Annotated in this window: 12 protein-coding genes; 11 read left to right on the top strand and 1 reads right to left on the bottom strand. The window is 43.1% G+C overall.

Annotated elements, in window-relative coordinates:
* The first annotated feature begins 15 nt into the window (after nucleotides 1–15).
* The 11 genes from JMW94_RS02290 to lpxC all read left to right on the top strand — a co-directional run bounded on the left by JMW94_RS02290 (nucleotide 16) and on the right by lpxC (nucleotide 13,264).
* Nucleotides 16–867, top strand: coding sequence for an SDR family oxidoreductase (locus JMW94_RS02290; RefSeq protein ID WP_201600505.1), 852 nt, complete (start codon nucleotides 16–18; stop codon nucleotides 865–867).
* 57 nt (nucleotides 868–924) lie between these two features.
* Nucleotides 925–1,923, top strand: a complete 999-nt coding sequence (locus tag JMW94_RS02285) for a hypothetical protein (protein ID WP_201600502.1) — start codon at nucleotides 925–927, stop codon at nucleotides 1,921–1,923.
* 61 nt (nucleotides 1,924–1,984) lie between these two features.
* A complete protein-coding gene (pyrE, locus tag JMW94_RS02280; protein ID WP_372886432.1) occupies nucleotides 1,985–2,707 on the top strand; it encodes an orotate phosphoribosyltransferase in 723 nt (240 codons plus the stop codon).
* Between the two features lie 58 nt (nucleotides 2,708–2,765).
* Nucleotides 2,766–3,749, top strand: a complete 984-nt coding sequence (gene gshB / locus JMW94_RS02275; RefSeq protein WP_201600499.1) for a glutathione synthase — start codon at nucleotides 2,766–2,768, stop codon at nucleotides 3,747–3,749.
* Between the two features lie 338 nt (nucleotides 3,750–4,087).
* Entirely contained in the window at nucleotides 4,088–5,173 is a 1,086-nt protein-coding gene (gene murG / locus JMW94_RS02270) for an undecaprenyldiphospho-muramoylpentapeptide beta-N-acetylglucosaminyltransferase (RefSeq protein ID WP_201600496.1), read from the top strand.
* Between the two features lie 83 nt (nucleotides 5,174–5,256).
* A complete protein-coding gene (gene murC, locus JMW94_RS02265; protein WP_201600493.1) occupies nucleotides 5,257–6,696 on the top strand; it encodes a UDP-N-acetylmuramate--L-alanine ligase in 1,440 nt (479 codons plus the stop codon).
* 26 nt (nucleotides 6,697–6,722) lie between these two features.
* A complete protein-coding gene (locus tag JMW94_RS02260) occupies nucleotides 6,723–7,730 on the top strand; it encodes a D-alanine--D-alanine ligase (protein WP_201600490.1) in 1,008 nt (335 codons plus the stop codon).
* A 544-nt stretch (nucleotides 7,731–8,274) separates the two neighbouring features.
* Complete coding sequence (locus tag JMW94_RS02255) at nucleotides 8,275–9,069, top strand: cell division protein FtsQ/DivIB (RefSeq protein WP_201581980.1); 795 nt, start codon at nucleotides 8,275–8,277, stop codon at nucleotides 9,067–9,069.
* A 171-nt stretch (nucleotides 9,070–9,240) separates the two neighbouring features.
* A complete protein-coding gene (ftsA, locus tag JMW94_RS02250) occupies nucleotides 9,241–10,533 on the top strand; it encodes a cell division protein FtsA (RefSeq protein ID WP_198329470.1) in 1,293 nt (430 codons plus the stop codon).
* Nucleotides 10,534–10,768: 235 nt separating this feature from the next.
* Nucleotides 10,769–11,974 carry a cell division protein FtsZ gene (gene ftsZ / locus JMW94_RS02245; RefSeq protein WP_045454113.1) on the top strand — a complete coding sequence of 402 codons (1,206 nt, stop codon included), beginning with the start codon at nucleotides 10,769–10,771 and terminating at the stop codon, nucleotides 11,972–11,974.
* 372 nt (nucleotides 11,975–12,346) lie between these two features.
* Nucleotides 12,347–13,264, top strand: coding sequence for a UDP-3-O-acyl-N-acetylglucosamine deacetylase (gene lpxC / locus JMW94_RS02240; protein WP_055124715.1), 918 nt, complete (start codon nucleotides 12,347–12,349; stop codon nucleotides 13,262–13,264).
* Between the two features lie 298 nt (nucleotides 13,265–13,562).
* On the opposite strand, the gene JMW94_RS02235 is transcribed toward lpxC, so the two are convergent.
* Nucleotides 13,563–14,069, bottom strand: a complete 507-nt coding sequence (locus JMW94_RS02235; RefSeq protein ID WP_201600487.1) for a hypothetical protein — start codon at nucleotides 14,067–14,069, stop codon at nucleotides 13,563–13,565.
* Nucleotides 14,070–14,319 lie beyond the last annotated feature (250 nt).

The following is a 14,319-nucleotide window of genomic DNA, read 5'->3' as shown; positions in this document are numbered from 1 at the left end:
AATAAAGGATAAATGATGAGTACGCAAAATTTATTGATTATCGGTCAAGGTGATATTGGTTTGCCAGTCAGCAACCAGCTGGCACAGGACGGCTTGAATGTCACAGGTTTGGCTCGTGGTGAGCGCCATCATTACTCTTTGGATGATAACGCTGAATTTATGCAAGCCGATGCATTGACTCTGACGGCTGAGCAGCTGCGAGATTTTACGGCGATAGCGATTATCGTTACCCCCGATGATTATTCGACCAGCGGCTATCATAATAGCTACTTAGCAATTAGCCAGCATTTGGCAACGCTTGCGGACAAACTTAACAACCTTTCACGCATTGTTTTTATTTCATCAACGGGTGTTTATGGGCAAGATAATGGCGAATGGATTGATGACAATACTGCACCTGTGACGCCAGAGCGTGAAGCATCGCAGGTGATATTGCAAGCAGAACAAGTCCTGCAACAAGGCTTTGATGATAAAGCCATTATTATTCGTCCAAGCGGTATTTATGGACGCGCGCGTCTCATGCGTCTGCGTAAAGCCCGCGAGCCACAAAAGGAAGCAGTGGCAGCCGCGCATTGGAGCAATCGGGTTATGGATCGCGATTTGGTCGCTATCATCGCTAACGTACTGACTATCGATGCGCCCAAGCCCCTTTATATTGCTACTGATTATGCGCCAGTCACGACTTTAGAGTTGGGCGTCTGGTTAAGTCAGCAGATCAATGAAAAGCCTCCTGCTCTTGACGATAAAAAAGTAGCGGTTACGGGGAAACGCTTGCACAGTAATATTCCATTAGCTTGGTTGGCATATCCTGATTGGCAAGTCGGTTACCGTGATATTTTGCGCCATCAAGAACAACATCAAGAGTAATATGCCAGTTTGATTTAATTAGAATTGTTTTTATATTTTATAGTCTATGGAGATTTCATGACCCAGCCTTCTACTTCTGACAATCATTTACCCAGTGCTGATTTTACAGCAGCAGGCGGTATAACTTCAGAAGGCAATGCTGAGCAGTCGTCTATCTTGCCAGATAGTACCCAACCTGCGATTGTACATCCTAATTTTGACCCGAGTCGCTTGGCACTTGATCCTGCCAGACCCTTGAGCGATATTCCAGAGCCTGCTAGGCGCTTAAATGGTCAATTGCAAAGACTTTATGGTCGCTCTGCGCGTTTTTATCAGCCTAAAGAACACAGCTTGTCAAAATGGGCGCTGATTGCTTCAGAAGTACTGGGCGAGCATCTGTCATTATTGCGGGCGGCAGAGCTTGTCGAGTTTCCAGACAGCTTTTATCACAATCACAGCGCGCAACCATTATTATCATCATTACATGGTATGACTTTGCTCGACATGGCTGATATTCAGCAGGCGCTTCGTGCTTATCCAAAACTGCATCGTTACGGTTTTGCACTGAATGGCTCTTCTGTAAGTACCGATACGAGCGTTAGTAGTAATGCTAAAAACACACAGTCTTCTTTCCGTGTATTGACCAAACGGTATAATCCAGATGAGTTGCTCAACAGTGTTTACGCCGAAGATTGGCAGGTGGTGTTGCAGCCGCAGCAATTTGAGACAGGCGAGGGCAGTTTGGCTACTGACATTATGGCATGTAGCGTCGCTGTCCATGCATTGAGGCAGTGCGAGACACGCAAAAGTATCAATCACCGCTATAGCGCCGCGCAAATCTGTCAGCACATACGCAGTTATCTGCTGAGTCAAATCATTTGTGAGCCATCGCAGCGTCATGCCTACCGTCAAATACGCATTTTTACAGGACATGTTATTGTTGCCGCGTATCATTTAGGTTGGGAGATACAAGTGAGCGATGACGGTCAGTGTTATTTTAATCTCTCATCGCGCAGTGGCCTATTGACTCGTTATCCTAACATGCAGGATTACGACATCAATGGTTGGTCAAGCTGATCAATAATGCGTACAATAACGCCAATTTTTTGCTCTTCTTTTTGTCAATAGGAACGCTTCCATGCTTAATGCCTCAATGCCTAATGCGCAACACCCTTCTTTCTCCTCACATCAATTTATCCAACTGGCTTTAGACAATCAAGTTCTCAAATTTGGCGAGTTTGTCCTCAAGTCTGGTCGTATCAGTCCGTATTTTTTTAATGCAGGCTTGCTGGCGTCGGGTGAGATGTTGTCGTTGCTCGCGTGTGGTTATGCTGATGCCTTGGCTGAGCAAATGGCTGCTAGTCATAACGGTACAGATGAGCAGGAGCTGGTGATATTTGGGGCAGCGTATAAAGGTATTCCTTTTGTGGCAGCAACCGCGCAAGCTTTATGGATTCATCATGGTATCAATGCCAAGTGGGGCTATAACCGTAAAGAAGCCAAAACTCATGGCGAAGGTGGCAACTTAGTAGGCGCTGACGTTAGTGGTAAAGCAGTCTGGGTACTCGATGATGTCATTACCGCTGGTACGGCGATGCGCGAAGTGGTTGAGATTTTAGAGCAAGCAGGCGCTAGCGTTGCTGGTATTATCGTTGCCCTTGACCGTAAAGAAAAAGGTCAGGCTGAGCATTCTGCTATTCAAGAGCTGGCGTCGACATTAGAGGTACCAGTGCGTGCACTCGTCGATATCGATGATTTAATCAGTTATTTGGCAGATGACCATGGCGTACAAAGCGGTCAGCATAAAGATGCGACCCAACTTGCCAAGATGCAACATTATCGCGCGCAGTACGGCGTATAGTTGGGTACTGAGTTCGAAGCTGTTCTGTATTAATAATATAACGTAAGTGAGCCTTATCATGAGCCAAGAAAATCAAAAAAAATCGTTAAACATACTCGTTATTATGGATCCTATCGAGCAGGTTAATTATAAAAAAGACACGACCCTTGCTATGATGTGGTCGGCACAAGACCGTGGGCACAGCCTTGGCTATTGTCAGATTCATGATTTGTGGTTGGATCGTGGGCAACTGATGGTTGATACGCAGCCAGTGACCGTCAAGCGTGATCCTGAAGATTTTTATACATTAGAGGATAAAGCGACAGCGCCAATCAGCGACTATGACGTGGTGTTGATGCGTAAAGATCCGCCGTTTGACATGCGTTTTATTTATGCCACTTATATGCTTGATCATGCCAAAGCGGCAGGCGTGCTAGTGGTCAATGACCCACAAGCGATACGTGATTGTAATGAAAAGCTGTTTGCGACTTGGTTTAGCGATTATATGAGCCCAACGATTGTGACCAGTAAACAGGCGCATATTCGCAAGTTTATCGCTGAGCAGCAAGACGTCATTGTTAAGCCATTAGATGGTATGGGCGGCACGGGTATTTTCCGTTTGACTGCCGATAGTCCAAATATCGGTGTCACGCTTGAGGTTTTAACCGAGCTTGAAACCTTGCCGATTATGGCGCAGCGTTATTTGCCAGAGATCAAAGAAGGCGATAAGCGCGTGTTGATCGTTGATGGTGAAGTAGTCGATTATAGCTTGGCGCGTATTCCTACCAAAGGCGAGACCCGTGGTAATCTTGCGGCGGGTGGTAGCGGTATTGCGATGCCGCTCACTGATGTCGAACGTCAAGTGGCAGAAGTCGTGGCACCTATTGTTAAAGAAAAAGGTCTAATGTTCGTCGGGCTCGATTTAATCGGTGGTCGTATTACCGAGATTAATGTCACCAGCCCAACGTGTGTACGTGAGATTGATGATCAATGCGGTACAGATATTGCGACCGATTTTATCATCGCCATTGAGAATAAAGTAGCAGTTTGCGCAACACTGTAAGGATAGAGTGATTTATCACTAAGCTATGCGCACAATACTTAAAAAACAGTGTGCTAAGATAGATTGATAAACAGCATCTTTTCATAGCGCATAAAAAGGCGATAAAACGTCATTTATAAACGATGCTTTTATGATTTTTCGATAGTATTTATAAAAGCCAAGTCGTGATTGCTCGCGGCTTGGATTTTTGTTATTGACAGTGCATAAAGTGCTATATATCAGCCAACGATTTACACTATACTATGCGAGATTTTATAGGGTCATTATTGGCTGATGACTAAGATGATTATAGGATAATAAGTCCTTCATATAAATAAAGAAAAGATAGGCAGGCGTTCATGAAAGCACCGCATATATTAATGATGGCCGCGGGTACTGGTGGGCATGTGTTCCCAGCACTGGCAGTGGCTGAGGAATTGACTCAGCGTGGTGCGGTTATTCATTGGCTAGGCACGCCAAATGGTATGGAAAATGGCTTGGTTGCACCGACTGGTTATCCTTTTCATGCGATTGAGATGCAGGGTTTACGCGGTAAAGGAATCGGGCGTTTATTGAAGTTGCCAGTGACTTTATTGTCAGCGACGATGGCAGTTATAAAGGTGATTCGTAATAATCAAATTGACATAGTTGTCGGTTTCGGTGGTTATGTGACAGCGCCTGGCGGTATCGCCGCACGTCTGACCAATACGCCTCTGATTATCCATGAACAAAATGCCATTGCAGGCATGAGTAATCGCTATCTATCCAAGATTGCAACCAAGGTGCTGCAAGCATTTGAGGATACCTTTGCCAATAGTGCACAGGATGCTAAGCTTGAAACGGTGGGTAACCCAGTACGCAATGCCATCACTGGTGTCTCTGAACCGACGGTGCGTTATGATGTTAATGACAACTCACCGCTCAAATTGTTGGTGGTGGGTGGCTCACTTGGTGCACAAGCCTTAAACGACACTGTGCCAAAAGCGCTGGTATTGCTCAATCAGCCTTTTGAAGTGCGTCACCAATGCGGGCGTAACAATGAGGCTGCCACACAAGCGGCTTACGATGAGCAAGACTTGAGTATGCACAAGTTTGTGGTACAGCCTTTTATCGACGATATGGCCGCCGCTTATAATTGGGCAGATGTTATTGTTTGCCGAGCAGGCGCATTGACGGTTACGGAAATCCAGAACGTTGGTATTGCCGCAATTTTTGTACCGCTGCCGCACGCGGTAGATGACCATCAGACTGCTAATGCCCGCACTTTAACCTCACACGATGCGGCGATTTTGTTACCGCAGTCTGAGTTGACAGCGCAGCGTTTGAGCAATGAGCTTGCTGCCCTTAATCGAGAGAAGTGCCTAGCGATGGCCAAAAAAGGCCATGCCCTTGCCAATCGAAGTGCGAGCAAGCAAGTTGCTGATATTATTTGGCAAACGCTGTAGCCTATATTCTTATAACTGACTGTTTTTATTACCAATTATTTTGATACACTAAATTTTATTAGCCTTTGATAAAGAGAAGCCCTATGTCTAACCCTGCGAAAGCTCTACCTAAGCGTTTGATTGAAATACCAGAAATGCGTCGTATTCAGCATTTGCATTTTGTCGGTATTGGTGGCTCGGGGATGTGCGGTATCGCGGAGGTGATGAACAATCAAGGTTATCAAGTAAGTGGTTCTGATATCGCTGAGAGCTTAGTGACCAAACGTTTGGCAAAGATTGGTATTGATATTGCGATCGGTCATGATTCTAAGAACATCGCTAATGCTGATGTCATCGTTGTATCGTCAGCGATTGATCGCAGCAACCCTGAAGTAAAAGCGGCACTAGAAGCGCGTTTGCCAGTGGTTCGCCGTGCCGATATGCTGGGCGAGTTGATGCGTTATCGTCACGGTATCGCTGTTGCTGGTGCTCATGGCAAAACCACGACGACCAGTTTGTTGACTACCATGATGGCAGAAGGGCAACTCGATCCTACCTACGTGATTGGCGGTAAGTTGAATGCATCTGGTAAAAATGCTGCACTGGGTAGCAGTCGTTTCTTGGTGGCAGAAGCCGATGAGTCTGATGCGTCGTTTTTATCGTTACATCCGATGGCCGCGATTGTCACCAATATCGATCAAGACCATATGGAAACGTATGAGAATAGTTTTGATAAATTAAAAGCCGCTTATATTCAGTTTTTACAAAATATGCCATTCTATGGTTTGGCGGTGGTCTGCGGTGACGATCCTGAATTGTATGCGATGATTGATGATATTGGTCGTCCCGTACTGACCTTTGGACTTGAGACTTTTAACGACGTTCAAGCCATCGACTTGGTAACGGAAGGTACTAAAACTCACTTCACGGTACTGCGCCGTGACCGTGAACCTTTACGTTTGACTCTCAATATTCCTGGTACTCACAACGTTTACAATGCACTTGCTGCTATTACCATGGCGACTGATGAAGGGGTGGATGACGAAGCGATCAAACGCGCTCTGCAAAAATTTGAAGGCGTTGGTCGCCGTTTTGAGCAGCATGCCTCTGTCAATCTTGATGATGGTAATGTTTTATTGATTGACGATTATGGTCATCACCCAAAAGAAGTCGATGCCACCATTAAAGCGGCCCGTCAAAGCTTCCCTGAACGTCGTTTGGTAATGATGTTTCAGCCGCACCGTTATAGTCGTACGCGTGATTGCTTCGATGATTTTGTTGAAGTACTCTCTAGCGTTGATGAATTATTATTATTAGACGTATATTCAGCAGGTGAAAGCCCAATTACTGGCGCTGATACCAAATCATTGGCGCGTAGTATTCGGTTGCGCGGTGAAGTTGAACCGACGATTATTGACAAGGACAATTTAGCTCCTGTCATGCAGCGTTTATTAAAAGCCAATGACATGCTCATTACTCAAGGTGCAGGTAATGTAGGGCAGATCGCTGTCGACTTGGCTGCCAATAACCTTTACATTAAGTAAGCTAAAAAATTCTAGGAACGATCTTCATGACGACTGATACTAAAGAAAATACCAGCACTCAAAATTTAGATAATTTAGATAGCAATGATGCCACTCTAAACACGACGACCAGTGATGCAAAAGATGCCAGACAGTTTGGTAAAGTGGCGGTTGTCTATGGCGGCAGTAGCAATGAACGCAGCGTATCGTTAGACAGCGGTGCTGCCGTATTGCAGGCGCTACAAAACCAAGGCGTTGATGCCACTCATTTCGATCCTAAGCATCAAGACATCACAGAGCTACGCGAGTATGACCGCGTGTTCAACGTACTGCATGGTCGCGGCGGCGAGGATGGTTTGTTGCAAGGTGTGCTGCAATGGTTTGATATTCCGCAGACGGGTTCAGGGATTTTGGCATCAGCGCTGGGTATGGATAAGGTTCGTACCAAGCAATTATGGCAAGGTTGTGGGTTAGCAACCGCTCCATTTTCATTGTTAACAGCTGAGACTGACTGGCAGCAAGTGGTGAATATGCTTGGCTTGCCGCTGATTATCAAACCAGTCCATGAAGGCTCAAGTATCGGTATGACCAAAGTCAATAACCTTGATGAATTGCCTGCCGCTTATGCAACGGCGGTGCAGTGCGGTGACGCGGTGATGGCTGAGCGCTGGATTACTGGGCGCGAATTTACCATTGTTATTATCGATGACGAAGCTTATCCGGTTATTCGCCTTGAGCCTGCTGATATTACCAACTTCTACGATTTTGAAGCCAAGTATAATCGTAATGATACCAGTTACTATATTCCGTGTGGTTTGAGCGCTGCTGATGAAAAGCATTTACAAGATCTGAGCCTTGCAGCGTTCCGTGCCGTTGATGCCAAAGGCTGGGGACGCATCGATGCTATGCAAGATGAAGCAGGCAACTTCTGGTTGCTTGAAATCAATACAGTGCCAGGCATGACCAGCCATAGCTTGGTTCCGATGGCAGCCAAGGCTCGAGGCATGGACTTTGATGCATTGTGCTGGCATATTTTAGCGCAGACATTAGAGTGACTGGTATAGCAGTTATTGCTTAAATAGTTATTTAGCATTGCTACTTTTCAATATTGTTCATTCTTTAACATTGTTCATAATGCTATTGATATTTATTGAGACAGTTGTCATTAATAGGCTGTCTTAATAAACCAGTGATAAAACTTATGAATCATTAGATTTGAATTTTTCTTATAGCCTAAGAATACTAGTAGACGAGAACGGGTTAATGTATCACTAGAGCTGCTATACCACAGCGTCATGTAAACTTGTGTAAATTCGTTGTCACTAGTAGGGGTTAAGCTATTGTTTAACCATAAAATACGTTAATATTGTAATTATAGGTCTGTTTTAGTGATATTTCTGTTTTCTATGAATTTAGCCCATAAGTTATTCATAAATTAAGAAAAATGTTACGTTTAAATGAGCATAATGTCATCCTATAAATCGTTTTAGTAAAATATTTTGATAATATGTCAACTTAATAGGCCTCTGCAAAAATATGCAGATTTACATTTATAAATAGCATGATCAGTTTTATGCAAATATAGGGACAAAGGTCGTTATGGCTCAAACTGTCAACGAGGTAACTGACTTGATGAGTGATAAAACCCGTCGCCCAAACTCTAAGTTCCAAGTACCGACTTCGCTCAAATATTTTTTTATGGTATTGGTACTAGGGTTGCTCGTACTGATATTGATAATGGGTGGAAAAGCGTTGCGTGATGCACCGCCAGCTTCTATCCATGTGAATAATCAGGGTTTGACCGTTACCCAATATCGCGCATTGCAACAGGTTATGAATCAACAAAAGGTAAGCAGCTTTTTTACCTCTGATTTGCAAGCGTTAAGAGATATTACGACGGGTCTGGCTTGGGTTGATCAGGTCAGTATTTCTCGTGATTGGCAACGGGGCATAGTCGTTACCGCATTACCTAAGCAAGCGGTTGCTAATTTTGGTACAGAGCGTTTGGTGGATGCAAAAGGTGCGGTTTTTGTCCCTGCTGATAGTAAAGATCTGACGCAAGAACGCTTCGCCACCTTACAAGGTGAGATAACGCAAGCCCCAGTTATCATGCAGCAGATGCAGCAAGTTAACGACTGGTATGCGCCACTTGGTATGCAAGTCGAAGATATTATCCTGTCACCAAGAATGACTTGGCTGATTCGTTTTGACAATGGACTGCGTGTGATTGTTGATAACGAGAATACTGCGCAAAAGCTGCTGAGTTTAAGTCAGCTGCTCGGCAATCAATTAAGTGAGCGTCGAGGCGAAATACAGTCTGTAGATTTGCGCTATAAAAATGGCTTTACCATCGCTTGGGATATGGCACAGCCAAAAATTGATGAAGCAGAATAACGATAGATAGATAGATAGCATAAGCAAAAACTGGTTAGCATTTTAGTTTGAGCTATTTTGATAGTTTGTAGCACAGAATATACAACATCATAGCGTGTTGATAACGCTTTTTTTAATGATCTAATGGAGACGTCATTTGGTCTCCTGTTTAGCGATAATTTGTCTGGTACCATGAAAAATACTGAAAATCTGGTTGTTGTCCATCTAAGTGCCACGGCAGTCTATGTCGTCATTGGTAACGTTGTCTCTGCAAAAGACATCCGTATTCTAGGCGTGGGACAAGTCAAAAATAGCGATTTTTACCAAGGTCAAATAAAACACCGTGAACGTCTACAAGGTGCTATTAAACAAGCCATTCAAGAAGCAGAAGATACTGCCAATTGCCGCGTGCACAGCGTGTGGTTGACCTTAGCGACACCGGAATTATCGAGCAAAAATAGTGCAGGCGAGGTACGTGTAGAAGATGAGGCGGTACGTGCCAAAGATATGGTGCAGGCGTTGTCTAATGCCAAGTCACGCGATCTATCATCAGACTATTATTTAATGCATTGCTGTCAGCAGGGTATCTATGTTGATGATCAAGATTTCATGGTGGATGATGCGATCGAAATGATGGCGCATAATATTACTGTGATGTATCACATGATGATGATGCCCGTTGCTAGTCGTCAGAATATCCAAAAATTACTGCAAAGCTGTGATGTTGGTATTGACCACATTGTATTTGATGCAGTGACGAGTGCTGAATATAGTTTGATGAGTGACGAGCGCCAGCAAGGGGTCTGTTTGGTAGATATTGGTGCTAGTACGACCAGTATTTGCGTTTATAAAGAAAACAAGCTCATATTTACCCATTGTATCGCGACAGGCAGCCACGAAGTGACGATGGATATCTCAGCTGATTTTGGTATCTCCATGATTGAAGCTGAAAAGCTGAAAAAAACCCATGGTACTGTCGATGTCAATAGTGTCGATCCCAGCTCGTTCTTTATCTTTAAACCACAAGGAACAGGTGACGAGATTAATATTGGTATTTATAATCTAGCCCGCATTATTGAAGCGCGCTATGTGCAGATATTTACGGAAGTTGCTCGTCAATTGCATGAGGCTGATCTCATCGGCTATATCGACAAAGGTATCGTACTCACAGGTGGCGGTACGGCGATTAAAGGTATGATACCCTTTACCAAAAAATTGCTCAAAATGCCCGTAGTATTAACCAACACTCATCCTGCTATTAGTGCTCATAATCATTTTGATAATGATGAGTCATTTAAGCAGCTAAACAGTCAAGTGAATGATCGTGCTTATCAAACGGCATTTGGTACACTATTATATAGTCAAAGCGAGCAGTTTCGCCGTAGTGAAAAAAGCGAGCCTGAAGCGATTCAAAAAAATCGAGTCACTGGTGTTTTTCAAAGTGCAGGGCAGCGTTTTGCTAGTGTACTCAAAAAGATATTATAATCTGTTAGCAAAACATACTTATATTAAGCAGCATAAGAGTATGCAGCTATATAATAGGCAAGAATACGAAAAGTAACACCCTGTACCATACTGGCATATTTTGGCTAGCACAATTATCTAAGCCATTGCCCTGTTTTATTTAAATACAATTATATATAGTAAGTCGATAGCGCGCCATATAAGTGTGTTACCAAGTATCGACCATCACGCTATCTGCAACTGGAGAAACCTTTTTATGTCAAAATACACCATGCCAGATGATAACCAGCCTCAAAATAACGGCCAAGCAAGCTTCACTGTATTCGGTGTTGGTGGTGGTGGCGGTAATGCGGTTGAACATATGGTACAACAAGGGATTAGAGGTGTAACGTTCGTCTGTGCTAATACGGATAAACAAGCGCTTGATCGTTTAACTGCACCGCATAAATTACAACTTGGCGCAAAAACGAATCGCGGTTTGGGCGCAGGGGCGAACCCAGAAGTTGGGCGTGAAGCAGCAGAGAGCGAAGAAGAAGCCATCCGTGCATTACTCGAACATTCAGACATGGTGTTCATTACTGCTGGTATGGGCGGTGGTACGGGTACGGGTGCAGCGCCTGTGGTTGCTCGTATTGCTAAAGAAATGGAAGTGTTGACAGTTGCCGTCGTGACTACGCCATTTAAGTTTGAAGGTGGCAAACGTATCAAGGCTGCTAAAGCTGGTATTGAGCAATTGACTAACTTTGTTGATTCTATCATTACGATTCCGAATGATAAGTTGATGAGTGTCTATGGCAATATCTCTATGCAAGATGCCTTTAAAAAAGCGGACGATGTGTTATTACATGCGGTTCAAGGTATTGCTGAAACTATCGCTAGTGAGGGTATGATCAATATCGACTTTAACGATATCCGCACTGCTATGACTGCCAAAGGTCATGCAATGATGGGTATCGGCCGTGCTAGCGGCGATGATCGTGCGCGTCAAGCAACTGAGAAAGCCATCAGATCACCATTACTTGATGACTTGCGTTTAGAAAATGCAAAAGGTCTGTTGGTTAACGTAATTTCTTCTGAATCACTCTCATTGGATGAGATGAGCAAAATCAGTGTTATTGTCGAAGAAATTACAGATATTGACGATGCACATATTTTCTATGGTTCAGTGATTGATGAAAAAATGGGTGATGACTTACATGTCACTGTCATCGCAACTGGTTTGACGTTAGATGAAAACGCTGGGCAAGAGCCAGAAGTAGTTGAGGCACCAGTTCCTTCTGTCAATAGCACTCAGCCTGTTGACCCTAACGTGCATACCAGTGCTTTAAACAGCCAGAAGCAATCGCAAGCTCAGATGTATCAAGAAACGGCTAGTGCTACTCGCTCAAGCGCGCCTCAAGAGCAGGCGAAAACCAAAACCAATAGCATTCAAGACTATCTAAAACGTCAACAAAATAAATAATATTTTCAGATGTTTGAGATAAAAAAAGCCAGTACTAAGTTGCTGGCTTTTTTGTGCCTATAGAAAATGTCCATATATTAGCAAACTGATTCAGCTATGAGTGCGCTCTATTTATAAGAGTAGCCTCTCGATGCGAAAATAATCATTAATAAATAAGCGTATAAAACAATTTATGATTGTAACATTTGGCTGTTATTTCCCTGTTTTAACAGAGGCAATGTGATCAATAAGACATGAGAACCATCAAAATTTATTGACGATAAGTGTTATCAATCAAGGAGATAAGGAAATTAGCGAGTTTTAACTATGGCGAACTAGGGGCGGGTAATGATACACTATGGCAATTGTAACAAAATATGTGAGAAGACAGCCATGAACCAAAGAACCATAAAAACTGCTATTGCTGTTACAGGTATTGGTCTCCATAGTGGTCAGCCTGTTGACTTAGAGTTTCATCCGCAACCTATTGATACAGGTATTGTTTTCGAGCGTTCTGATATCGAAGGCAGTCAGCCGATTCCAGCCAGTGCTTTTTTAGTACAAGACACTATGATGTCGTCAAACCTAGTGTTTGGTGGCACACGTGTGGGGACGGTCGAGCATTTGCTTAGTGCCATTGCAGGACTTGGCGTGGATAACCTTTTAATTCGTGTATCGGCCTCAGAGATACCGATTATGGATGGTAGTGCTGCTCCTTTTGTAGCGTTGCTGCTTGACGCAGGATTCTGCGAGCAAGACGCTTTAAAGAAGTTTATAAAAATCGTCAGACCCGTAAGAGTAAAAGTAGACGATAAATGGGCAGAACTGCGTCCTTATGAAGGGTTTGAGCTGAATTTTGAGATTGATTTTGATCATCCTGCTATCGACAAAGATTTTCAGCATGCCCAGTTGCAGTTTTCGACGCAAAACTTCATTGAGCAATTGAGTTCAGCCCGTACTTTTGGATTTTTACGAGATATAGAAGCCTTACGTCAGAATAATTTGGCGTTAGGAGGCAGTATGGATAATGCTATTGTTATTGATGAGGCAAATATTCTTAACGAAGAAGGTCTGCGCTTTAATGATGAGTTCGTTCGCCATAAAATTTTGGATGCTTTAGGTGATTTATATTTGATTGGCTATCCGATTTTGGGTCGATTTAATGCTTATAAATCTGGTCACGCGTTAAACAATTTATTGGTACGTGAGATACTATCTGACCATAATAATTTTGAAATTGTAACTTTTGATGACAATGTAACCTGTCCAATTCAGTATTTACCTCTCGAAGGTTTGACTGTTGAAGGATGAATACAGGAATATACACGAAGTATCGAAACATTTACGCAATATTACATAATCCGGCTGTAATTACATTCTAATAATATTCGTTTTTTTGAATGTATTGTTTAGATTATTTTAACAATTCTGCTCTAGAGTAGAGAATATCAAAGCTGTGGATAGTTTTTCAATCATCTGTTGGTGACGTTCATAATGTGAACGGAGCTAGCAGGTGATTTTTTTTGTTTGCGTCATTACAAAATCGCAGCGTTATCAGCTGATTTTTACGGTTTTGTTTACACAACTTTACATAGTAACATTAATAATTTCAATGATTTGCCAGACGTAAAAGTGCTTTTTTGAGATTTTCATCAGTGGTGACATGCTCTGCGGCCTGTGATATAGTCCGCTTTGTGTTTTGGCTAAGAGCCTGATTTTCATTGGCTTTACTAGATTTTGACAAAGTTGCTGATAGTTGTTTAGATGAATGATTATCAGCTGAATTTTTAGCTACGACGACGCGAATTTGCTTGAGTTGTTTAAATGTAATTGACTCCTCTGTTAGGACTTGCAAATAAGCGCTCTGCAAATAGCGAATATGATTGGCAGCAGTCATTGAGCCCACACTGAGTATTAATTGCTCGGAGGTGAGGCCTACGACCCAACAGGTATTAAGAATTTCTTCAGGTAGACAATCTACCAATAACTCTTTTACCTCGTTAGTCGCTTCTATGTATAGCCGCATATTGTCAGCAAGCGTTCGGGGTAGTGCGCTACCAGCAAAAGCTTGATGGTCGATAAGTTGGGCAAGCCGATTTGGCTGTTTTTTTGACATCGTGATGACTCATCTAATAGGTGACAAAATCGATATTCATAATTGACATGCTAAAAGCAATTGATACTGAACGATTTGCGAGACAGTGAACTAAGCGGAATATGGTATTAACAGATAATACCAGTATTAGTCACTACAGAAAGAATAGCGGGCTGTTTTAATAAGGATTTTATCATGTTTTGTAATGATCATCTCCTCTAAACTAATTGATGCTTTGTCATGGATGACGAGCGGTCTTGTATTAACAATA

It is taken from the genome of Psychrobacter immobilis, assembly GCF_904846185.1.
Taxonomy (GTDB): Bacteria; Pseudomonadota; Gammaproteobacteria; order Pseudomonadales; family Moraxellaceae; genus Psychrobacter; species Psychrobacter immobilis_B.
The sequence above is the reverse complement of the archived record's forward strand: the minus strand, read 5'-3'. Positions and strand labels throughout refer to the sequence as shown.

What these genes read in the sequence shown, in the direction of transcription:
- murC (WP_201600493.1), top strand. Translation starts at nt 5,257, where the DNA reads ATGTCTAACCCTGCGAAAGCTCTACCTAAGCGTTTGATTGAAATACCA.
- pyrE (WP_372886432.1), top strand. Translation starts at nt 1,985, where the DNA reads ATGCTTAATGCCTCAATGCCTAATGCGCAACACCCTTCTTTCTCCTCA.
- ftsZ (WP_045454113.1), top strand. Translation starts at nt 10,769, where the DNA reads ATGTCAAAATACACCATGCCAGATGATAACCAGCCTCAAAATAACGGC.
- lpxC (WP_055124715.1), top strand. Translation starts at nt 12,347, where the DNA reads ATGAACCAAAGAACCATAAAAACTGCTATTGCTGTTACAGGTATTGGT.
- JMW94_RS02235 (WP_201600487.1), bottom strand. Translation starts at nt 14,069, where the DNA reads ATGTCAAAAAAACAGCCAAATCGGCTTGCCCAACTTATCGACCATCAA.
- ftsA (WP_198329470.1), top strand. Translation starts at nt 9,241, where the DNA reads ATGAAAAATACTGAAAATCTGGTTGTTGTCCATCTAAGTGCCACGGCA.
- JMW94_RS02255 (WP_201581980.1), top strand. Translation starts at nt 8,275, where the DNA reads ATGGCTCAAACTGTCAACGAGGTAACTGACTTGATGAGTGATAAAACC.
- gshB (WP_201600499.1), top strand. Translation starts at nt 2,766, where the DNA reads ATGAGCCAAGAAAATCAAAAAAAATCGTTAAACATACTCGTTATTATG.
- murG (WP_201600496.1), top strand. Translation starts at nt 4,088, where the DNA reads ATGAAAGCACCGCATATATTAATGATGGCCGCGGGTACTGGTGGGCAT.
- JMW94_RS02260 (WP_201600490.1), top strand. Translation starts at nt 6,723, where the DNA reads ATGACGACTGATACTAAAGAAAATACCAGCACTCAAAATTTAGATAAT.
- JMW94_RS02285 (WP_201600502.1), top strand. Translation starts at nt 925, where the DNA reads ATGACCCAGCCTTCTACTTCTGACAATCATTTACCCAGTGCTGATTTT.
- JMW94_RS02290 (WP_201600505.1), top strand. Translation starts at nt 16, where the DNA reads ATGAGTACGCAAAATTTATTGATTATCGGTCAAGGTGATATTGGTTTG.